The sequence below is a fragment of the Synechococcus sp. LTW-R genome (assembly GCF_014217875.1).
Taxonomy (GTDB): domain Bacteria; phylum Cyanobacteriota; class Cyanobacteriia; order PCC-6307; family Cyanobiaceae; genus Vulcanococcus.
On sequence record NZ_CP059060.1, the window covers coordinates 1,583,072 to 1,603,095 of the forward strand.

The 20,024-nt window shown below is 65.2% G+C and carries 20 protein-coding genes and 1 tRNA gene; 11 read left to right on the plus strand and 10 right to left on the minus strand.

All coding sequences use genetic code 11. The features are described 5' to 3' along the window. Window positions 1-24 precede the first annotated feature (24 nt). The 4 genes from H0O22_RS09030 to H0O22_RS09045 all read right to left on the minus strand — a co-directional run bounded on the left by H0O22_RS09030 (window position 25) and on the right by H0O22_RS09045 (window position 3,954). Window positions 25-1,266 (minus strand): competence/damage-inducible protein A, encoded by a 1,242-nt coding sequence (locus tag H0O22_RS09030; RefSeq protein WP_185186344.1) that lies wholly within the window; start codon window positions 1,264-1,266, stop codon window positions 25-27. Continuing rightward, window positions 1,256-2,353, minus strand: coding sequence for a glycosyltransferase family 4 protein (locus H0O22_RS09035; RefSeq protein ID WP_185186345.1), 1,098 nt, complete (start codon window positions 2,351-2,353; stop codon window positions 1,256-1,258). The genes H0O22_RS09030 and H0O22_RS09035 overlap by 11 nt, the downstream gene beginning before the upstream one ends. Before the next feature lie 130 nt (window positions 2,354-2,483). Continuing rightward, entirely contained in the window at window positions 2,484-3,773 is a 1,290-nt protein-coding gene (gene glyA, locus H0O22_RS09040; RefSeq protein ID WP_221625481.1) for a serine hydroxymethyltransferase, read from the minus strand. A gap of 107 nt (window positions 3,774-3,880) precedes the next feature. After that, window positions 3,881-3,954: transfer RNA gene (locus H0O22_RS09045), tRNA-Arg, on the minus strand. Between the two features lie 83 nt (window positions 3,955-4,037). Here H0O22_RS09045 and H0O22_RS09050 point away from each other — a divergent pair. From H0O22_RS09050 to H0O22_RS09060, 3 genes are read left to right on the plus strand one after another with little or no spacing between them, the layout of a single operon-like run. Then, on the plus strand, window positions 4,038-4,277 hold the full coding sequence (locus H0O22_RS09050) for a hypothetical protein (RefSeq protein WP_185186346.1): 240 nt from the start codon (window positions 4,038-4,040) through the stop codon (window positions 4,275-4,277). Window positions 4,278-4,300: 23 nt separating this feature from the next. Continuing rightward, a complete protein-coding gene (locus H0O22_RS09055) occupies window positions 4,301-4,588 on the plus strand; it encodes a DUF3181 family protein (protein ID WP_185186347.1) in 288 nt (95 codons plus the stop codon). 25 nt (window positions 4,589-4,613) lie between these two features. Further along, window positions 4,614-4,868, plus strand: a complete 255-nt coding sequence (locus tag H0O22_RS09060; RefSeq protein ID WP_010314477.1) for a hypothetical protein — start codon at window positions 4,614-4,616, stop codon at window positions 4,866-4,868. Here the strand turns inward: H0O22_RS09060 and murJ are convergent. Further along, window positions 4,865-6,487: a murein biosynthesis integral membrane protein MurJ gene (gene murJ, locus H0O22_RS09065; RefSeq protein WP_185186348.1), complete on the minus strand. Its 1,623-nt coding sequence runs from the start codon at window positions 6,485-6,487 to the stop codon at window positions 4,865-4,867. The genes H0O22_RS09060 and murJ overlap by 4 nt on opposite strands. Before the next feature lie 45 nt (window positions 6,488-6,532). On the opposite strand from murJ, the gene sfsA reads away from it, so the two are divergent. The 3 genes from sfsA to H0O22_RS09080 all read left to right on the plus strand — a co-directional run bounded on the left by sfsA (window position 6,533) and on the right by H0O22_RS09080 (window position 9,295). Further along, complete coding sequence (gene sfsA / locus H0O22_RS09070) at window positions 6,533-7,315, plus strand: DNA/RNA nuclease SfsA (protein ID WP_185186349.1); 783 nt, start codon at window positions 6,533-6,535, stop codon at window positions 7,313-7,315. A 25-nt stretch (window positions 7,316-7,340) separates the two neighbouring features. Beyond that, on the plus strand, window positions 7,341-8,561 hold the full coding sequence (locus tag H0O22_RS09075) for a 4-hydroxy-3-methylbut-2-enyl diphosphate reductase (RefSeq protein WP_185186350.1): 1,221 nt from the start codon (window positions 7,341-7,343) through the stop codon (window positions 8,559-8,561). Window positions 8,562-8,656: 95 nt separating this feature from the next. Next, window positions 8,657-9,295: a DUF1997 domain-containing protein gene (locus tag H0O22_RS09080; protein WP_185186351.1), complete on the plus strand. Its 639-nt coding sequence runs from the start codon at window positions 8,657-8,659 to the stop codon at window positions 9,293-9,295. On the opposite strand, the gene H0O22_RS09085 is transcribed toward H0O22_RS09080, so the two are convergent. Together H0O22_RS09085 and purH are read right to left on the minus strand one after the other, a co-directional pair. After that, window positions 9,296-9,760: a DUF4079 domain-containing protein gene (locus H0O22_RS09085; protein ID WP_185186352.1), complete on the minus strand. Its 465-nt coding sequence runs from the start codon at window positions 9,758-9,760 to the stop codon at window positions 9,296-9,298. A gap of 38 nt (window positions 9,761-9,798) precedes the next feature. Further along, on the minus strand, window positions 9,799-11,358 hold the full coding sequence (gene purH, locus H0O22_RS09090) for a bifunctional phosphoribosylaminoimidazolecarboxamide formyltransferase/IMP cyclohydrolase (protein WP_185186353.1): 1,560 nt from the start codon (window positions 11,356-11,358) through the stop codon (window positions 9,799-9,801). 59 nt (window positions 11,359-11,417) lie between these two features. Between purH and H0O22_RS09095 the strand changes: the two genes are divergently transcribed. After that, on the plus strand, window positions 11,418-12,020 hold the full coding sequence (locus H0O22_RS09095; RefSeq protein WP_185186354.1) for an alpha/beta hydrolase: 603 nt from the start codon (window positions 11,418-11,420) through the stop codon (window positions 12,018-12,020). 66 nt (window positions 12,021-12,086) lie between these two features. On the opposite strand, the gene H0O22_RS09100 is transcribed toward H0O22_RS09095, so the two are convergent. Further along, on the minus strand, window positions 12,087-12,458 hold the full coding sequence (locus H0O22_RS09100) for a DUF3155 domain-containing protein (RefSeq protein WP_185186355.1): 372 nt from the start codon (window positions 12,456-12,458) through the stop codon (window positions 12,087-12,089). A gap of 316 nt (window positions 12,459-12,774) precedes the next feature. Between H0O22_RS09100 and H0O22_RS09105 the strand changes: the two genes are divergently transcribed. Then, window positions 12,775-13,911 carry a sensor histidine kinase KdpD gene (locus H0O22_RS09105; protein ID WP_185186356.1) on the plus strand — a complete coding sequence of 379 codons (1,137 nt, stop codon included), beginning with the start codon at window positions 12,775-12,777 and terminating at the stop codon, window positions 13,909-13,911. On the opposite strand, the gene H0O22_RS09110 is transcribed toward H0O22_RS09105, so the two are convergent. Further along, window positions 13,862-14,608 (minus strand): adenosylcobinamide-GDP ribazoletransferase, encoded by a 747-nt coding sequence (locus H0O22_RS09110; protein WP_185186357.1) that lies wholly within the window; start codon window positions 14,606-14,608, stop codon window positions 13,862-13,864. The genes H0O22_RS09105 and H0O22_RS09110 overlap by 50 nt on opposite strands. Before the next feature lie 44 nt (window positions 14,609-14,652). On the opposite strand from H0O22_RS09110, the gene tgt reads away from it, so the two are divergent. Beyond that, window positions 14,653-15,774: a tRNA guanosine(34) transglycosylase Tgt gene (gene tgt / locus H0O22_RS09115; protein ID WP_255439252.1), complete on the plus strand. Its 1,122-nt coding sequence runs from the start codon at window positions 14,653-14,655 to the stop codon at window positions 15,772-15,774. Window positions 15,775-15,804: 30 nt separating this feature from the next. Beyond that, window positions 15,805-15,948 carry a photosystem II reaction center protein K gene (locus tag H0O22_RS09120; RefSeq protein ID WP_010314460.1) on the plus strand — a complete coding sequence of 48 codons (144 nt, stop codon included), beginning with the start codon at window positions 15,805-15,807 and terminating at the stop codon, window positions 15,946-15,948. A gap of 68 nt (window positions 15,949-16,016) precedes the next feature. Here the strand turns inward: H0O22_RS09120 and H0O22_RS09125 are convergent, their stop codons facing one another. Then, window positions 16,017-16,763, minus strand: a complete 747-nt coding sequence (locus H0O22_RS09125) for a WecB/TagA/CpsF family glycosyltransferase (protein ID WP_185186359.1) — start codon at window positions 16,761-16,763, stop codon at window positions 16,017-16,019. A gap of 63 nt (window positions 16,764-16,826) precedes the next feature. Here H0O22_RS09125 and H0O22_RS09130 point away from each other — a divergent pair, with 63 nt between their 5' ends. Then, the gene (locus H0O22_RS09130) at window positions 16,827-20,024 is read left to right on the plus strand and encodes a glycoside hydrolase family 15 protein (protein WP_185186360.1); all 3,198 of its coding nucleotides are present in this window, start codon (window positions 16,827-16,829) and stop codon (window positions 20,022-20,024) included.

Genomic DNA, 20,024 nt, shown 5'->3' on the forward strand with positions numbered 1-20,024 from the left:
CTGCAGCGGAATCGACGAGCCTACTCAGGCCAACTGCAGCCTCAATCGGTTCAAGGCCTCACCAGCGCTCAGGGTCTGGATCCAGGCGCGGCCGCGACTCGTGCCAAAGCGAAGGCCCTCACTTCTGCAGCCCTGAGGACCCGCCACCGCGATATGCACCAGGCCCACGGGCTTCTGCTCGCTCCCGCCACCTGGTCCGGCAACCCCCGTAATCGCCAAGCCCCAATCCGCGCCCGTCAGCCGGCGCGCCCCCTCAGCCATCGCCTCGGCCACCGGATCGCTCACGGCCCCGTGGGTCTCAAGCAGCGCCTCGGGGACCCCGAGAACCTGCTGCTTAACGCGATTGGCATAGGCAATCACCCCACCCAGAAACACGTCGGACGCCCCAGGAACGGCCGCCAAGGCAGCACCTAATCCACCACCGGTGCAGCTCTCCGCAACGGCGACGCTCTGCCCGCGCTGCCGTAGCCGATCGAGCACCACCGCGGCCAGGTCCTGATCATCAACGCCGAAACAGCTCAGGCCTGTTCGACGGCGGATCTCACTCTCCACCGGCTCAAGCAGGGCTTCAGCTTCGGCGAGGTGCTCGGCTCGGGCCGTGATCCGCAGCTTGACCTCCCCCGCACCCGCGTAGGGCGCCACGGTGGGGTTGACCTGCTCAAGCAGATCCGCCATCTCCTCGGCCAACGCCGATTCAGAGACACCCCAGAAGCGCAGCATCCGGCTCGCGAACACACCAGCAGCCAAGCCGGACTGGCGCAACCAAGGGGCAGCGGTCTGCTGCCACATCGCTTTCATCTCACTGGGAACCCCCGGGAAGGTCAGGACCGTGAAGCCCGGCACCGGGCTCCAGATCATTCCGGGGGCTGTCCCGGTGGGATTCGGCAGCAGCGCAGCCCCTTGCGGCAAAAACGCCTGGCGACGATTGCTCGGCGAGCAGGTCCGGCCGCGGGCGGACAGGCGCGCCTGGATCTCCGCCCACACCTCAGGGTGCTCGACCAGGGGCGTCTCAAACGCAGCCGCGATCGCCTTGGTAGTCAAGTCATCGGGGGTCGGTCCAAGGCCGCCCGTGGTGATCAAGACGCGGCAGCGGCCGGCAGCCTGGCGGACCTCAGCCATCAGACGCTCGCGGTTATCGCCGACGACCATCTGGCGTTGATGCGGAACGCCGAGGGACGCCAATTGCTCAGCAATCCAGCGGGCATTGCCGTTGGTGATGTTGCCCAGCAGCAATTCGCTGCCGACGCAGAGGATTTCAGCCGTCAACGTCCTGGTCCTGGCGAGCGCGCTCGCGGCTCAAACTGCGGCGACAAACCGTCACCGCCGCAATCAAGACCGCGGTGGCCAAGGTCAGCCATAGGAAACGCAACTCGGCTCCTGCGAAGACCAACGCCAAAGCAGCCAGCCACTGGGTGAAGGCGTAGATCAAGAGCACCGTGCGGCGATGGCTAAACCCAGCCCGCAGCAGGCGGTGATGCAAATGCCGCCGGTCCGGATAGAAGGGGGAATGACCCTCGCTGACCCGGCCCATGATCACGGCGGACATGTCCGCCAAGGGCAAGGCCAGGATCAAGAGCGGGATGAGCAAGCTGACGCTGGTTAAGCCCTTGGCCGGGCCAACGATGCTGATGGCGGCCAAGGCAAAGCCCAGGAAGTAAGAGCCGCCATCTCCCATAAAAATCTGGGCCGGATTGAAGTTGTGGCGCAGGAAGCCCAAACAACTGCCCGCGAGCGCCGCGGCCAGCAGGCCGGGGGCCGGCTGAGACAGGCTGTAGCTGACCGAGAGCAGAGCTACCGCAGCGATTCCGCTGACACCAGCGGCAAGGCCATCGAGACCATCGAGCCAATTGATGGCATTGGTAATCCCAACCAGCCAGATCATGGTGAAGAGCAGGCTCAGTGGCTCGGACAAGGGAATGACCCCTGAACCACCACCGAAGGGCAGATCAATCGCACCAATACGGACACCCTGGCTCCAAACCGCCATCGCCACCGCCACCTGACCGCCCAGACGCGGCAGAGGGGGCAGGGCAAAGAGGTCATCGGCAAGACCGATGACGAAATAGCAAAGCGAGCCCGCGAGGGTGGTCCAAATCAGGGCATCACGCTGGGGCGGCAGCTCCACAAAGCCACCCAGGCGCCAGATCAAGAGCAGGCCGAGCACGAAGCCCGCCACGATCCCGATGCCACCCAGGCGCACCATGGGCGTGGTGTGCTGCTTCCTGGGGTCGGGCTGGTCAATCAGACCCCAATGCAACCCCAACTGGCGCACGAGGGGGACGATCAAGGCGGTCAGCACCGCGGCGCTTGCGAAAGCCAGGACAGCGGCAAGATCCGGCCGGCTGGAAATCATCGAAGGCGGTGCTCAATGCAGTGCGCAGTGACCCGCGCGAATCGGCGCCAGGCAAAAGGCCCTGCCAGCCAAAGCTTAAGCAGGGCCTATGAGTTCGGCGACAGCCAAGGCCCCATCAGGGGCCAGTCGCTCAAGCGGGCTGCAGCTCGCGCTGATGGGCGTAGAGGGGGAAGCGCTCACAGAGGGCAGCCACCCGCTCACGGCAGCGCTCTTCGATGGCGGAGTCCTCCGGATTGAGCAGGCGATCAGCGATCACATCGGCCACCTCACGGAAGGCGTCTTCATCGAAGCCGCGGGTCGTGCAAGCGGCCGTCCCCAGACGTAGACCACTGGTCACGAAGGGGGACTGGGGATCGAAGGGCACGGTGTTCTTGTTGGCCGTGATGTGCACGTCACTGACCAGGAGATCAGCCACCTTGCCGGTCATGCCAATGCCGCGCAGGTCCAGCAGCACGATGTGGTTATCGGTGCCGGCGCTGACCACATCAATGCCGCGCTCTTTGATGCGAGCCGCCAGGGCCTGGGCGTTGGCCACCACCTGCTTGGCGTAGGCCTTGAAGCTGGGCTGCAGCGCTTCGCCAAAGGCCACGGCTTTCGCCGCAATGACGTGCTCCAGGGGACCCCCTTGGCTTCCGGGGAAGACCGCCTTATCGAACTGCTTGGCGAACTCCGCATCACGGCAGAGGATCAGGCCACCGCGGGGGCCACGCAGGGTCTTGTGGGTTGTGGTGGTGACCACGTCACACACGGGAACCGGGTTGGGGTGCACACCGGCGGCCACCAGGCCAGCGATGTGAGCCATGTCGGCCAGCAGGTAGGCGCCCACTTCATCAGCGATGGCGCGGAAGGCCTGGAAGTCGATCGTGCGGGGGTAAGCCGAGTAGCCGCAAACGATCAGCTTGGGCTTGTGCTCGAGGGCCAGCTTGCGGATCGCCTCGAAGTTCAGCTGCTGGGTGGTTTCATCCACGCCGTACTGAACGACGTTGAACCACTTACCGCTCACGTTGACCGGCGAACCATGGGTCAGGTGACCGCCATGGCTCAGGTCCATGCCCATGATCGTGTCGCCGGGCTTCAGCAGCGCGAGGAACACCGCGAAGTTGGCCTGGGCGCCGCTATGGGGCTGGACGTTGGCCCAGGCTGCACCGAAGAGCTCTTTGGCGCGCTCGATCGCCAGCTCCTCGATCGCATCGACGTGCTCACAGCCGCCGTAGTAGCGCTTAGAGGGAAGACCCTCGGCGTATTTGTTGGTCAGAACAGAGCCCTGGGCCTCCATCACGGCCTGGGAGGCGAAGTTCTCCGAGGCGATCAGCTCGAGGTGGGTCTGCTGACGCTGCAGCTCGTTGCCGATCAGGGCAGCGATGGCGGGATCGCTGGCAGCCAGAGGGCGATTGGTGGCTGCTGCGGTGGACTCCGCCATGACAAATCAGGGCTCATGTTGACCTGAATCGTAAGAAACCGCAGCACTGCACGCTGAGCGGCACGCAAGCAACAAAAAAGTCGCCCCGAAGGACGACTCTTGAAAGGCGCGCCTGGAGAGATTCGAACTCCCGACCCTCTGATCCGTAGTCAGATGCTCTAATCCGCTGAGCTACAAGCGCCTGGGCTTGCCCGGACATTCTGCCCACATCGAGGGCCCACACGTCAACCAACCAAACTGGAGCCAACGAGGAGCCGCTCAGACATGCCGATCCGTTGGTACGGCCCTGCCAACCCTGAGGACCCCACCTACCGGCACTTCAACCGGATCGTGAATCTGGTGCTGCACGGCATGGTGTTTGCGGCCCTCAACAGCGGGCTCTGGTTTGTCCAGGAAATGCGCCACCCCTGGAGCCATCTCAACTGGCTGACCAGCGCCTGGGCGGTCCTGCTGGCTGCCCACCTGGTCAGCGTGGCCGCTCAACGCCCGAAGGCGTCATCCTGAGCACAGCTCTGAAGGCGGTTGGCATGGCCCTCTCCCCTAGCGAGATCCGCGACCTGCAACTCGAGATCGCCGATCGCCTGTACATCCAAATCGGCGGCTGGCACCTCTATCTGGGCGACGCCGGCCTCGCTGAGGCCCTCGCCATCGAATGCGCCGCCCGGCTCGAGCAAGGGGCTGGGGTCTGTGCCCGGCAGTCCCTAGAGGCCGTGCAGGTTCCGATTGGCGGTGGCAGCAGCAAGCTGCCCCTGGCTCGACTGGTCCCGGCGGGACAACTGCAGGACCTGGAGGATCTCCTGGACAACCGCAGTTAGGGTTGCCCCCACCTGCCAGGGCCCAGTGCTGGTCATCGAGGTCACCAACGCTCGCGAGGTGGTGCGACAACGCATCGGTCGCTTGGGGAGCCGCTTGATCGGCAAAGTCGTCGATGCGGAGGCCCAGGTGGAAAAGGCCCTAATCCAGGAAATGGAGACCGCCTTCCGCGATTTCGGCATCGAAGCGCGGATCTATTCCGTTGACGGCCCAGCGATGGTGGGCAAAAGCCACCTGGAGCTGCCGATCCAGGTCCGCGAAGAGCGGGTCGTCGAGCTTTAACCGCGCCCGGGAAGACGCGCCCGCAGCTGCCTGCCGATGTCTTGGGCCTCTGGCACCTTGGCGGCCGCCGCAATCAGGCCGTAAACAAACAGACCCACGCCTCCGCTGAAGCTGCACTGCAGAAGCAGGCCCAGCAGATCTTGGGGCCAGGCAATCCAGGAGGACGTGGCCCAAGCGCTCAGACCAGCGGCCAGGGCTGCCGCCGCCAACAGCGCGCTGTCCCGAGCCCAATCCGCCAAGGGCATCCCGGAGACCCGGCGCTGCAGGGCGAGGAGCAGGCCAAAGCAGGTGATCAGATTCACCCCAACCGTGGCCAGCACCAACCCCGGCGCACCAAAGTTCAAGGCGGGCAGCTGCAGTCCCCAGGGCGTCGGGCCGCCCACCAAGACCCAATCAAAGAGCGCGTTCAACGCGATCCCTGCCATCGAGAAGCGGAACGGGGTCGTGCCGTCACCCAAGGCGTAAAACACCCGCACCAGCACATCCCGCCCCAGGTAGGCCGGCATGCCCACGCCGTAGGCCATCAGTAGGCCGCCCACCAGCGCCGCAGCACCCGCATTAAAGGCACCGCGTTCATAAACCAAGGCGACGATCGGGCCCGCCAAAGCGACCATCAGTGCCCCCAGGGGAAGCATGGATGCGTTGGAGAGCATCAAGCCCTGGCGAATCCGGGCAATCAGTTCAGGGCGGTCCGCCGGAGCGGTGAGCCGGGCGAAAACCGGCAGCAGGGGCACCAGCAAGGCATTGGAAAGCAAGCCCAGCGGGGTCTGCACCAGCAGGTTCGCGTAGCCCAAACCGGCAGCTGCACCAACGATGCCCGAGGCAAAAAAGAGGTCGGTGAAGACGTTGATCTGGAGCATCCCGGAGGAGAGGGTTGCCGGGCCCATTACCTGCAACACCTCCTGGACACCGGGGTGCTTCCAATCCCAGACCAGCTGAAACTTGTGCAGCCCCTGCTTCGCCAGCGCCGGCAGCTGAATCAGCCACTGGAAGACGGCTCCTAGCAGGGTTGTTCCGGCCAAAACCGCACCCCCCAAGAAGGCGTACTGGGGCAGGGCAATGTCGGAGCCCAGATGCAGCCACAAAATCCCCAGACCGGCGATCACCGCCACGCTGGAGAGCAGGGGGCTAAACGAGGGAAGCCAGAACTCATCGGCGGCATTCAGGGCACCAAAGCCCAGGCCAATCAAGCCGGCGAAGAGCGCCATCGGCGCCATCCAGCGCAGCTCCAGCACGGCGATCGCATGGCGTTCGGCATCCAGCCCAGGACCCACCAGATCGATCAGGGGATCCGCGGCCAAAAACAGCAGCACCGTGACGCCGATCAGGGCCGCTCCGACCAGGGTATTGATCGCAGCGAGCACATGGGCGCCCTCCTCACGGGGACGGCGGGCCAAGGCGCTGACCATGGCGCTGTGGAACGGTCCGTTGATCCCCCCCAGGAGGATCAGCAGAAAGCCCGGCAGCACGTAGGCGTAGTTGTAGGCGTCGTAGGCCGCACCAACCCCGAAGGCAGCCGCAATGGCCTGCTGACGGACCAGGCCAGCCAGCTTGCTGAGGGCGGTCGCCACCGCAACGATCAAGGCGATTCGCCGCAGCGAGCGGTTGGCTTGGCTCATCGAGGCGCCTGCGGGCCCAAACTCGGGCGATTCTTGCCGCTTTGCATGCCCGCTGCCGCATCCCCCACAGAACGTCGTCCGGTTCTGGCCCTCGAGGACCTGCATGAAGGGGTGCTGCTGAAGCGCTACAAGCGCTTCCTGGCGGATGTGGAGCTCGGCAACGGCGAGGTGGTCACAGCCCACTGCGCCAATACCGGACCAATGACCGGGGTGCTGCACGTCGGAGGGCGCGTCCGGCTGCGCTACGCCCCCTCACCCACGCGCAAGCTCGCCTGGACCTGGGAGCAGGCCGAGGTGCCCGGCGCCGATGGTCGGCCGGTTTGGGTGGGCATCAACACGGCCCTCCCCAACCGACTCGTGCGCGCCACCATCGAGGCGGGTTGCCTCGAGCCTTGGCTCGGTCCGATCGCGGGAATCCGCGCGGAGGTGGCCTATGGCCTGAATCGCCGAAGCCGCATTGACTTGCTGCTCACCCCCGCGGAGGGGGCGGCAGACCAGCGCCCGATCTACCTCGAGGTCAAAAACACGACCTGGTGCGACGGCGATCTCGCCCTCTTCCCCGACACGGTGACCGAGCGAGGGCAGAAGCATCTGGAGGAGCTCATGGGCGTCCTACCCGAGGCCCGGGCTGTCCTGGTTCCTTGCCTGAGCCGCTCGGACCTGCAACGCTTCGCCCCCGGCGATCAAGCCGACCCCCGCTACGGGGAGCTCTTCCGCGAGGCCCTCGCCGCTGGTGTGGAGGTGGTGCCCTGCCGCTACAGCTTCAGCGACAGCAGCATCGACTGGCTTGGGGTGGCCAGCGTCCAAGCCCAGAGCGGAGGCTCATAGAGTTAGGGACCTCGAGCCAGCCGCTGTGGATACCCGCGCGTTTAAGCGATCGCTGCATCACTCCGATCGCTACAACCGCCGCGGCTTTGGCCTGGGGGAAGAGGTGGCCGGCAGCTTGGAGCAGGCCTACCAAAGCAATCTGATCGCCAGCATCCGTGAAAACGGCTATCAGCTGGAACACGGCCGGCTGAAGGTGAAGTTGGCGGAAGCCTTCGGGTTCTGCTGGGGCGTCGAGCGGGCCGTGGCCATGGCCTACGAGACCCGGAAGCACTACCCCACCGAGCGGATCTGGATCACCAACGAGATCATCCACAACCCCTCGGTGAACGACCACCTGCGGGAGATGGACGTGCTGTTCATCGACGTCGAGAACGGGGTCAAGGACTTCTCCAAAGTCGCCAGTGGCGATGTGGTGATCCTTCCGGCGTTTGGCGCCACCGTTCAGGAGATGCAGCTGCTCAACGAGCGGGGCTGCCACATCGTCGACACCACCTGCCCCTGGGTCTCCAAGGTGTGGAACACCGTGGAGAAGCACAAGAAACACGACATCACCTCAATCATTCACGGCAAGGTCAAGCACGAGGAAACCCTGGCCACGAGCTCCTTTGCCGGGACCTACCTGGTCGTCCTCGATCTGGCCGAAGCACAGCTGGTCTGCGACTACATCCTCGCCAGTGCGGGCGGGCAAAGCCCCAGTGCTGAGCAGCGCCAAGCCTTCATGGATCGCTTTTCCAACGCCTGTTCACCAGGCTTTGATCCCGATCGGGATCTGGTGAAGGTGGGCGTGGCCAACCAGACCACCATGCTCAAGAGTGAAACCGAGGAAATCGGCCGCCTGTTCGAGCGCACGATGCTTCAGCGCTTCGGCCCCGCGGAACTCAACGATCACTTCGTGGCCTTCAACACGATCTGCGATGCCACCCAAGAGCGGCAGGACGCGATGTTTGCGCTGGTGGATGAGCCCCTCGATCTGATGGTCGTGATTGGCGGCTACAACTCCTCCAACACCACCCACCTGCAGGAGATCGCCATCACCCGCGGAATTCGCTCCTTCCACATCGATACCCCTGAGCGGATTGGCCCGAGCAACCGAATTGAGCACAAGCCCCTCGGCGCCGATCTCGAGGTGGTTGAGCCCTTCCTCCCCGGCGGTCCCTTGCGGGTTGGCATTACCTCTGGCGCCTCCACACCCGATCGCGTTGTGGAAGACGTCATTGGCCGTTTGATCGCCTTGGCCGACGCCTAATTCAGCTGTCACAGACGCTGCAGAGCCCGGCACCGAGCGGGCTTTACATTGATTCATCTGACCCACAACCAGGCCCTTCAACCGGGCCTTCTGCGTTGATCTCATCGGTGACCACACCTGGACCTGAGGTCGACGCCAGCGACCTGCCCCTGCGGCGTTCTCACGACACGCGCGTGCGCTGCTACAGCAGCCAGTTCGCGGATGTGATGGAGATGCGGGCGCCCGCCAAAACCGTGGCGGCCTACCTGGATCGCCACGAAGGCTGGTTCCGCCGCTGCGCGGCTCCCATGGAGGTGGCAAGCCTGGGGCAAAACGGCTACCGGCTGACCCTGGGCCGGTTCGGCAACTTTGGCTTTGAAGTCGAGCCCACGATCGGCCTGGAGCTCCTGCCCCAAAGCCAAGGCGTCTATCGGATTTGCACGGTGCCACCCGAGCAGTTCCAGCCCGGGCTACGGGACCTCTATGACGTGGAGTTCAACGCTGCCCTGCGGCTGGAAGAACAAAACGCCGAGAGCCCCCAGACCGACGTGCGCTGGGAACTGGATCTGAGCGTCTGGATCAAGCTCCCGGCGGTGATTGGACTGTTGCCCGAGAGCCTGGTGCAGAGCAGCGGCGATCATCTGCTGCGCCAGATCGTGCGCCAGATCTCAAGGCGCCTGACCTGGAAAGTCCAGGAAGACTTCCACGCCACCCACGGATTGGAGTGCCCGCCAAGGCGGCGGGCCCAGTTCTGATCAGGCGGGGCGGTTTTCCCAGATCTTGTTGAGGATCTGCATGCCGCTCACGGCTTGCCAGAGGAACAGGGTGAAGACGCCCATGTTCATCATCACGTGCAGCTTGCGGGCGATCAGGTTGCCCTGCTGCATCAGCGGGGAGAGGGCCGCCGCCAGGGCCAGGCCACAGGTCATCGCGATGCCGACCAGCAGGTGCGGACCGACGAAGAGCTTGCCGTTGTTCAGGTAGGTCACCGCCATCCCGCCAAAGGTGCCCAGCACCATCACCGCCAAGACGGCACTGCCATAGAGGTAATGGCGTTTGGCGAATTGGCCCTTGATCAGAGTTTTGCGGGTCTCCGCGTCGGCGGTGCGGGTTTTCTTGGCCTTGATGCCAAGGAACATCGCGTAACCGCTCAGGGCGAGCAGACCCCACATCGCCAGCGGGTGCAGGAAGTTGAGATTGAAGGCAAGAGCTTCCGGCATGGAGCGCTGGCTAAGGGAACGGACCGGTCGACGCTAGGTCAGTGCAGGAAATGGCGGCGGCCCGTGACGACCATCGCCAAGCCGAGCTCATCGCAAGCGGCGATGGAGTCGGCGTCCCGGACGCTGCCACCGGGCTGAATCACCGCGGTGATGCCGTACTGCGCCGCCAAGCGCACGGTGTCATCGAAGGGGAAGAAGCCATCGCTGGCCAAGACTGCACCGCGGGCCTTCTCCCCAGCAGTCTCCAGGGCAATTTTCGCCGAGCCCACCCGGTTCATCTGACCGGCACCGATCCCGAGGCTCTGCCCGCCGCGGGCCACGGTGATGGCGTTGGAGCGCACGTGGCGCACCAGACGCCAGCAGAAGGCCAGGTCAGCCAGTTCTTCGGGACTGGGCTGTCGCTTGCTCACCACCTGCCAAGCGGTTTCATCCACGGGCTGGTCGTCCAGGTCCTGCACCAAGAGACCGCCGAGAACGCTGCGCAGCTGTTGACGGCTGGCGCGCTCAATCGCCTCCGGCGCCAGCTCCAGCAAGCGCAGGTTGGCCTTGGCCGAGAGCAGCTCGCGGGCTTCCGCGTCAAATGAGGGGGCCACCACGGACTCCAAAAAGAGGCTGGTCAAATGCCCGGCCGTCGCCCCATCAACGGGGCCATTGATCGCGACGATGCCACCAAAGGCCGAGAGGCGATCGGCATCGAGCGCCCGCTCGAGCGCGTTGGCGCTACCGGACCCTGTCGCCACACCACAGGGGTTGGTGTGCTTCACGACAACCGCCGCTGGCTTGAAGGCATTGCCGCCAGCGGGCTGGCCTCCGTAACCGAACTCGCGCACCGTGGCGAGGGCTGCCTCGAGGTCAAGGATGTTGTTGTAGCTGAGCTCCTTGCCCTGGAGCTGCTCACCAGCGCCCAGACCCGCACCAGGCTGGGCGTACCAAGTGGCGCTTTGGTGGGGGTTCTCGCCGTAGCGCAGGCTCTGGCGGGCCGGCAGCTCAAGGCTGAAGCGGCCCGCGCGCTCGGCCTGCAGTTGGGTGGTCAACCACTGGCTGATGGCAGCGTCGTACTCCGCGGTATGGCTAAAGGCCTCCAGGGCCAGCTGACGCCGCAGCTCGGAGCTGATCGCCCCAGCGCCCAGGGCCTCCAGGAAGGCGGGGTATTGGGCGGGACTCGTCAGAACGGCCACATCGGCATGGTTCTTGGCCGCCGCGCGCACCATCGCCGGACCGCCGATGTCGATGTTTTCGATCGCCGCGTCCCAGCTGACGTCGGGGCGAGCAATCGTCTCGCGGAAGGGATAGAGGTTGACCACGACCACATCGATCGGGGCAATGCCCTGGTCCGCCAGATCGCTTTGGTGGGAGGACTCGGAGCGCTTGGCCAGAATCCCGCCGTGAATACGGGGGTGCAGGGTTTTGACGCGACCCCCAAGGATTTCTGGTGCACCGGTGTGCTCGGCGACCTTGGTGACCGGGACCCCCGCCGCTGCCAACGCTGCTGCGGTGCCGCCGCTGGAGATCAGTTGATAACCGGCTGCCAACAGCCCCTGGGCCAAGGGCACCAGCCCTTCCTTGTTGGACACGCTGAGCAGGGCCGTGGGCGCCATGGCGATGCAGAGGTCGGCAGAAGGTCCAACCTACGCAGGAGCAGCTCCCGGATCCGCCCATGACCAGCCATCCCGACCAGCTCCAACTAGGGCCTGAGCACGCCCAACAACGGCTCGTTCTGCTGCATGGCTGGGGGGCTGATGCGGATGACCTCCTCGATCTCGGGGCCCTACTCGTTAGCCCCCAGACCAGCGTTGTCGCCCTCCGCGCCCCCGAACCCCATCCCTATGGGACAGGCCGGCAGTGGTACGACCTGCAGCCGATCGACTGGGAGGCCCTGCCAGCGGCCCGCTCCAACCTCCAGGCGCGGCTCCTCTCCCTCGCTAAGAGCGTGCCCCTGGAGAAGACCGTCCTGTTGGGCTTCTCCCAGGGGGCGGCGATGGCGCTCGATGTCGGTTCCGCCCTCCCTTTGGCGGGGATTGCGGCCTGCAGCGGATACCCCCATCAGGGCTGGCAACCGCCGTCGCCCTGTCCAGCGGTGCTCCTGACCCACGGCCGCCAGGACCCCGTAGTCCCCTTCATGGCCAGTGAGGAGCTGCAGAAGCAACTGCAAGCCAGTGGCCAAACAGCACGACTGGTGCCCTTTGAGGGCGGCCACGGCATTGATGAATCAGTCCTGCCCGAGCTCAAACGCTTCATCGCGGAGCAGATTGAGGGGTGAAGCGCAACAAAAAAACCGGCCTCACACGGAGGCCGGTCCATTGCCCTTCAGGAGAAGTTTTGGGAATCAGACGAAGGCGTATTCGTACTCTTCCATCTCTTCCCAATCGTCGGACGCCAGAGCCTCGAGACCAGCAAAGAGGTTCTCTTCACCAATGCGGTCGACGATTTCACGCAGGGAGGGGAACAGGAAGTGGTTCTCCTCGGCGTATTGAGCACTGAAGAGACCCTTTTCGCCCCAGAAGAAGCGGTCGGTGGTGTGCTCGTTGCGACGCACATTCACCAGAGCGGGGGGAACAATGCCCGACTCGGCGATGTAGCGGCGAGCAGCCGTGACGGGCTTGTACTCACCGGTTTCGATGTTGTGAACGCCGACATGGGCCAGAACTCGCTGACCGGCAAGCCGGCGGCGGCTTACGCGCTTACGCTTTTTGGACATGAGAAGAAACCCCGAAGGGCGGAGGGGACGAAGAGAGGAAGACGGGAAGCCTTCAGCAACGCCCAAACCTCTGACAGCCCAAGGTGACAGCAAAGCGAGCGTTGGCGTTCTATCCAGCGAAGAGACGCATCTCTACTGCTGTAGCCTCGGCACAACAAAGTTGCAACCAGAGGCAGAAGCCATCGCCGTGCTGCCTGCGTCAGGCCGCTCGGTATTGGTCGATACTCAAAATCTTAAGACTTTTTCTCGGATTTGAACCAAGTCTCCGAGAAAGATCTTTTTGAAGGCCGTGGATCAACCCCAAACCGCCGCATAGATGCAAGTCTCCAAGCGGTTTCTCGCGCTGCTGAAACAGCAACTGGCCCAATTCGCAGATCGTCCAGACCTGCGAATGCTGGTGGTGTATGCAGCGCTCCCCAGTGCCGACGGAGAGCCCTCACTGCTCTCGATTGGTGAATGGCCGCAACCCGGCCTGGCCCTCCAAGGCGGCATGAGCGAACCAGCACCGGAGCCAGGCAGCACCCGCCGCTGGCTCGCCCTACGGGATGGCCCCCTTCTGCTCGGAGCCCTGCGGATTGATACGGACTGCTGGCCCTGGCCGACGCCCCTCAGCGATCGACTCGAAGCCACCGCGCTCTGCCTCACAGAAGCGCTCAAGCTCGATCTGGAGCAACAACGGCTCGGGCGGCAACTGGCCCTCAGGGATGACCAGCTGAAGCTGCTGGTCCACCAACTGCGCAATCCCCTGGCCGCCCTGCGCACCTTTGGGCAACTGCTCAGGCGACGCCTTGAGGGCGACAGCGCCAACCAGGCGCTGGTGGACAACCTGCTGAGCGAGCAACACCAGATCAATCGCTATCTCGAGGCGATTGACCAGCTGACCCAAACGCCGCTGCTCCCCCCCGCCGAAGGCGGACTGCAACCCCTGCTGTTGCCGCCGGCCTTCAGCCGCGAGGACCTTCGCTCCCTGAACCAGGTGCTGGAGCCCTTGATCGAACGCGCGGCTGGGACCGCCGCCCTGCAGGGCCGGCGTTGGGCGCCGCCGGGTGAGCTCCCCACCCTGCCGTGCAACGCCGCGGCCGTTTCCGAGATCGTGGCCAATCTGCTGGAGAACGCCTTCCGCTACAGCCGGGCCGGCGGCTGCGTGGGCCTGAGCTGCCACGAGCAAGACGACACTCTGAGGTTGGCGGTTTGGGACGAAGGTCCCGAAATTCCAGACGCAGAGCGGGAGCAGATCTTCCGCAAAGGGGAGCGGGGCAGCACCGGCAAGGCCCTCGCGGGAAGCGGTTTAGGGCTGGCGCTGGCTCGAGACCTGGCTGAGCGCAGTGGTGGCGCACTGGAGTTACTGACTCCACCGTCCCGCCTTGATCCACAACTGCCCCCGGCGGGGAATGTCTTTCAGCTCAGCCTGCCCAAGACGCCAGTGCCGCCAAAAGAAGCAGCGTCCAACTGAGGCCCCACTCCACGCACGCCCCATAGCTATCGCCGCTGTGGCCGCCCAGACGCCGGCCCAAAGACCACGGGATGAGCAGGGCCGGCAGCACTCCGAACCAGCCCAGGAGCGCCCACTGACTCAAGCCAAGAGCGAGCAGCAGGCCGCTAAGGGCAAACACCAGCAGTAGGGAGGGCACCAATTCGGCGAGCAGCCCCTGCCAATGGCGACGGTGAAAGGCGGCCGTGCCCTCGCTCTGGCGCAGGTAGGGAAAGGCTTCCATCGCAAACAGCGGTGCAACCCGGGCCCAGATGGAGGTCCAGAGCAAGGCGATCGGCGCAGCAGCACCCAGCCAGGCCAAGGCCGCGACCCGCAGCAACAGCGCCACCACCAGGGCCTGAACACCACTGGCACCCACCCGGCTGTCATCCATCGCCTCCAGCCGGCGGTCAGCAGGAGCCGCCAAGCCATCGGCCGTATCCATCAGCCCGTCGAGATGCAGACCGCCGCTGAGGCTGATGCCCAGGGCCAGCACCAAAGGGATCTGAACCAGGAGCCCGGCGGGTGCCAGCACCTGCCACAGCCCGGCTTCCAAGAGGCCAATGGCGATGCCGACCCAGGGCGCAAAGCGAGCGATGCGCTCAAAGCGCGGGGTCAGCCCCGGCGGCAGCGGCAGGACGCTGTAGAAGATCCAAGCTCCAGCCCAATCCCTGAGCATGCGGGCGGCCAGCAACGATGGGTCTAGATGATCCTGCCGCCTCGATGAGCTTCCACTTCGAGATCACGGCCCGCTGCACACGCACCGGAGCGCGCTGCGGCTGCTTTCACACCCCCCACGGCGTCGTCACGACACCGCGCTTCATGCCCGTGGGAACGCTGGCAACGGTGAAGGGGGTCACCCCAGCGCAACTGAAGGCCACCGGCGCGGAGATGGTGCTCTCCAACACCTTCCACCTGCACCTGCAACCCGGTGAGCAGATCGTCGCCGATGGAGGTGGCTTGCATCGCTTCATGGCCTGGGACGGGCCGATGCTTACTGACTCAGGCGGCTTTCAGGTCTTCAGCCTGGGCGACATCAACACGATTAATGACCGCGGGGTGGTCTTTCGCTCCCCCCGGGACGGGGCGCGGATCGATCTCACCCCAGAGCGCTCGATGGCCATTCAGATGGCCTTGGGCGCGGATGTGGCGATGGCCTTTGACCAGTGTCCGCCCTACCCAGCCAGCGAAAGCGACGTGGAGGCCGCTTGCCGGCGCACCCATGCCTGGCTCGAGCGCTGCATCAGCAGCCACACCAAAAGCGATCAAGCCCTCTTCGGCATCGTCCAGGGGGGCTGCTTCCCGCGCCTGCGCGAGGAATCCGCGCGCGTCGTCAGCTCGATGGGCCTGCCCGGCATCGCCGTGGGCGGCGTCAGCGTGGGCGAACCCGCCGAGGAGATGCACCGAATCGTGCGCCAGGTCGGCCCCCTACTGCCCGATGACAAGCCCCACTACCTGATGGGCGTGGGCACCTTGCCAGAGATGGCGATTGCCGTGGCCAATGGCTTCGATCTCTTTGATTGCGTCCTGCCCACCCGCCTGGGGCGCCACGGTGCAGCCCTGGTGGGCGGTGAACGCTGGAACCTGAAAAACGCCCGCTTCCGCCACGACCACACTCCCCTCGACCCCAGCTGCAGCTGCCCGGCCTGCACGGTCCACAGCCGCGCCTACCTGCATCACCTGATCAAGACCGACGAACTGCTCGGGAAGATCCTGCTGAGCCTGCACAACATCACCCAACTGGTCCGCTTCAGCAGTGCCATGGGACGGGCGATTCGGGACGGCTGTTTTTCAGAGGATTTCGCTCCGTGGGAACCGAACTCTCCGGCCGCCCACACGTGGTAGCTTCCGTCCCTAGCCAACGACGATTCCGGGATGGCCGCTTACGCCCTGCAGACCCTGGCACAGCTGCCCGAGGCCTACCAAGCCTTCGGTCCTCTGATTGACATCCTGCCCATCATTCCCCTGTTCTTCCTGCTGCTGGCCTTTGTTTGGCAAGCCTCCGTCGGCTTCCGCTGAACCGCAGACCAACAGTTTTTTCGCTGAAGCGGTGGAGGCCTGAAGGCTTCCACCGCTTTTTGCTGGCTTCAGCCCCGCCGAAGAACCGCCCAGGCAAATTCCGGCAGCGCCAACATCCGCCGCCAACGGCTGGGCTCTTGCACGAGGCGATAGAGCCATTCGATCTGAAGCCTGCACATCCACTGCGGGGCGCGCTGCTTGGCGCCCGACCAGACGTCAAAGCTGCCGCCCACGCCCATCCAGAGCCCCGGCTGATGGACATGCATCCGCTGGATCCAGGTTTCTTGACGCGGCACGCCCAAGGCCACCAGCACCAGATCCGGACGGGCCTCAAGCAGTTGCTGCTCAATCCCAGGCCATTGCTCCGGGCTTTGATAGCCGTGAACGCTGAACTGCAGGGTCAGACCAGGAATCTCCTTCTTCAGCCGAGCTGAGACCAGCGCCATCACCTCAGGACTCGCCCCCACCAGGGCCACCCGCCAACTGCGAGAGGCTGCCTCAACCAACAGCTGACGGGCGAGCTCAATGCCAGGACTACGCCGCACCCGGTAACCCTTGCGCTTCAGGGCCCAGACCACACCAGCGCCATCTGGGATCACGAGATCGGCCGCCGCGATCGCTCCGCCCAGGGCGGGATCGGCGAGGGCCGCCATCGTCATTTCGGCGTTCAAGGTGACGATCTGGCCGCCGCCCTGCTCTTTCAACGCCAGAGCCGCCTCGAGGACATCGGCGGCCACGGCCACCTGCACACCCAGGACCTGGGCGACCTGCCAGGCGGGCTGTTCAAACGCGTTGGGGCTGGCGGGAGTCGCCATTGATGCCGTCGGGGATAGGCCGCACGAGAGAATCTATGGCTGGCCTTCAGGCAGTGCTCGCCCATGACCCTCAGCAGCGCCCCGGTTGCGAACAGCGCCGCACCGCTGCAGCTGAGTGCCGCTGAAGCCTGGCAGCACCTAAAGGAACTGGACCGCCAAATCGATCAGGTGGTGCTGCAGCGCCAACACCCGATCACCGGCCTACTCCCCGCCAGCACCGCCAACAACGTCCACGGCAACTACGGCGATGCCTGGGTGCGGGACTGCGTCTATTCGATCCAATGCGTATGGGGTCTCGCCCTGGCCCACCGGCGCCTGAGTGGCGCCACCTCCCGCGTCTATGAGCTGGAGCAACGGGTGCTGCAACTGATGCGGGGCCTGCTCAACGCGATGTTGCGCCAAGCCCACAAGGTCGAGCGCTTCAAGCAGACCCTCTCACCGCTCGATTGCCTGCACGCCAAGTACGACACCGGCAGCGGCGATCCCGTGGTCCCAGACGACGGTTGGGGCCATCTGCAGCTCGATGCGACGGCCCTCTTTCTGCTGCAGCTCGCCCAGCTGACCCGCTCGGGACTCGTGGTGGTGCAAACCAGCCATGAGCGGGACTTCCTGCAAAACCTCGTCTATTACGTCGCCCGCGCCTATCGCGTGCGCGACTACGGCATTTGGGAACGGGGCGACAAGGGCAACCACGGCCTACCGGAGCGCAACGCCAGCTCCATCGGCCTCGTGAAAGCAGCCCTCGAAGCCCTGGTGGGCCTCGATCTCTATGGCCCCCACGGAAGCGGGCAGTGCCATCTGTACATCCCCCACGACGCCATCGTGCGGCTGCGGCGCGCCTTGAGCGGCCTGCTGCCGCGCGAGTCGGCCAGTAAAGAAGTGGATGCGGCCTGCCTCTCGGTGATTGGCTACCCGGCCTGGGCCGTGGAAGACCGCGCCCTGGTGGAGCGCACCCGGGACAAAATCCGCACCGAACTGGGCGGCCCCTACGGCTACAAGCGCTTCCGCCGCGATGGCCACCAAACCGTGGTCGAGGACCACAACCGGCTGCATTACGAACGCGAGGAACTGGCCCAGTTCGAGCACATCGAATGCGAGTGGCCCTTGTTCTTGGCCTACGAGCTGATCACGGCCTGCTGCGAAGAGCGCTGGAGTGAGGCCTGGAGCTGGCGGGAGCGCCTGCGCAAGGTGGCCGTGGAGGTGGATGGGGTCGCGCTGCTCCCTGAGGTGTACGTGGTTCCCGAAGAACGGGTTGAGGCGGAGCGCCAGCAACCGGGCAGCCAGGAGCGGATCGCGAACGACAACGTGCCATTGCTCTGGACGCAGAGCCTGACCTGGCTGGGCGATCTGATGCTGCTGGGCCTACTGGAGCCGCAGCAACTCGACCCCAGCGAACGGCGCCGCAGCCGCAGCCTGGGCGCGACGGAGGTGCTGGTCAGTTTTGTTCCCGCACGCGAGAGCATCGCGGCGGCACTCGAGCAGGCCGGCCTCGCCGTGAGCAGGCCAACCGGTCCCACCAGCATTGCCAGCTCCAAGGAGCTGGGCCGGCGGATGGCGCAGGTGGGAGCCAATGCCCGTCTGGGCCTGAGCGGCCACCCGCGCTTGCGGATGGAGACCATGGCCACCGCCCGGCTCTACCGCCAAGACGGCCAAACCCTGGCCTTTCTGCCGGCGGTCCTCGAGGAGAGCACCTTCTACCTCTCCGATGACCCCGAGCAACTCGTCGATGCGGTCGCCAACGAAATCAGCCAGTTGGAGCGCCACTGGCGCGGCAGCGGTCTACCGCTGTTACTGATCCCCGTCGAAGAAGGTCCCTTCCAGCGCAGCCCCGAGACGTTCCTGCGGCTGGGGGAAACCCTGCGCAGCGGCGTGCTGGGTGGCACCGCTGTTCAACTGGGCAGCCTGGATGACCTCGCCAGCCAGGCCTGCTGGGCCGACCTGCCCAGCCACCGACCCGAAGCGGCCGCCAGCGCCCCAGCGGAGCCGACCCAGGGGCTGCAGAGCAGCAACCTCGACAAACCCCTGACCGCAGCAGACGAGCAGGAGCTGGAGGAATCCAGCCTCGATGCTCTGCTGGAGCGGCTCTGGCAAAGCGGATCCCTGCAGGAGCAAGCCGAGCTGCTCGAACTGCTGGTGCGCCGGCTGGGGCTCTCCACGGTTCTAACGGGGCCCAGCGGCAACGCCACGCCGAAGGCCCTGCTAGAGGAGGCCTACCGACGGGGCCTCAAAGAAGGCGACTGGAACGTGGTCCGGCGTTGCGCTGGAGTCCTCGGCTTGGTGCATCCCCAACTGGAAGATGCCCTGACCGACCTATTGGTGCGCCAGAAGCAAGTCGTGGTGGGGCGCAACTACACCAATGACTCCCTGATCACCCAACCCCTGAGCAGCAAAGCGATTGCGGCGAGAATCCGCCGCTACAGCGGCGAGGACAGCCGCGAATGGGTGCTGCAACAGGAGCTCCTGCTCGCCCTCGATGGCCTCGCCCGGCGTGATCCAGCCCTGCTCAGCGGCAGCCTGACCCTGCAGCTCGGCCAGCTGTTGCTGCTGCTCACCAGTGAAGTGGCCGGGGAGCAGAACCTCTCACCGAGCGACGCCTTCGAGGCCCTCTGCGACACCCCTCCCCACACGATCGGGCGCCGGCTCAAGCAGGTGCTCAGCGATGTGGAACACGCCAAAGCTGCCCTCCAACGCAAGGAGCAACTGCACCTCAGCGGCCGGGTGAGCTGGGAAGCACCAGCACCCCTCGAGGAACTCGAAAAAGGCGAGAACTGGCTCAAACACCGCGAGCGCATGGGGGCGCTGCAAAACGTCCCGCGGGACTTCCACCCGGGGATCTGGAGCCTGCTGCACCACTGCCGCGGCCTGGTCATCGGCGACAAACTCGAACGCCGCAACCGGCTCGAGAGCGCGCCGCTGCTCAAGGAGAAAACCCCCGGCGAACGCAACTTCGCCGTGCACGTGGAGCACCTGCTCAGCAAGATCGAAGCTCCGGAGTACCGGCGCCTCTGCATCGAGACCCTGGTGACCCTGATTGCCTTTGTCGATGCCAACCCAGAGGTCAGCGTCGCTGACGACCTGGTGCTGGATGTGGTGATTGGCCACGCCGTTCGGGTTGGCTGGCAACAGCGCCACCCACAGGCTGATCCTGCTGACTACGGGAGCCACAAAAGCGATGCCTGGGGAGAGTTCTACCGCTCGTCACCGGCCGACTGTCGCCGCTGGCAACTGCGGGCCCTCAAGGAACTCGCCGAGATGGAATGA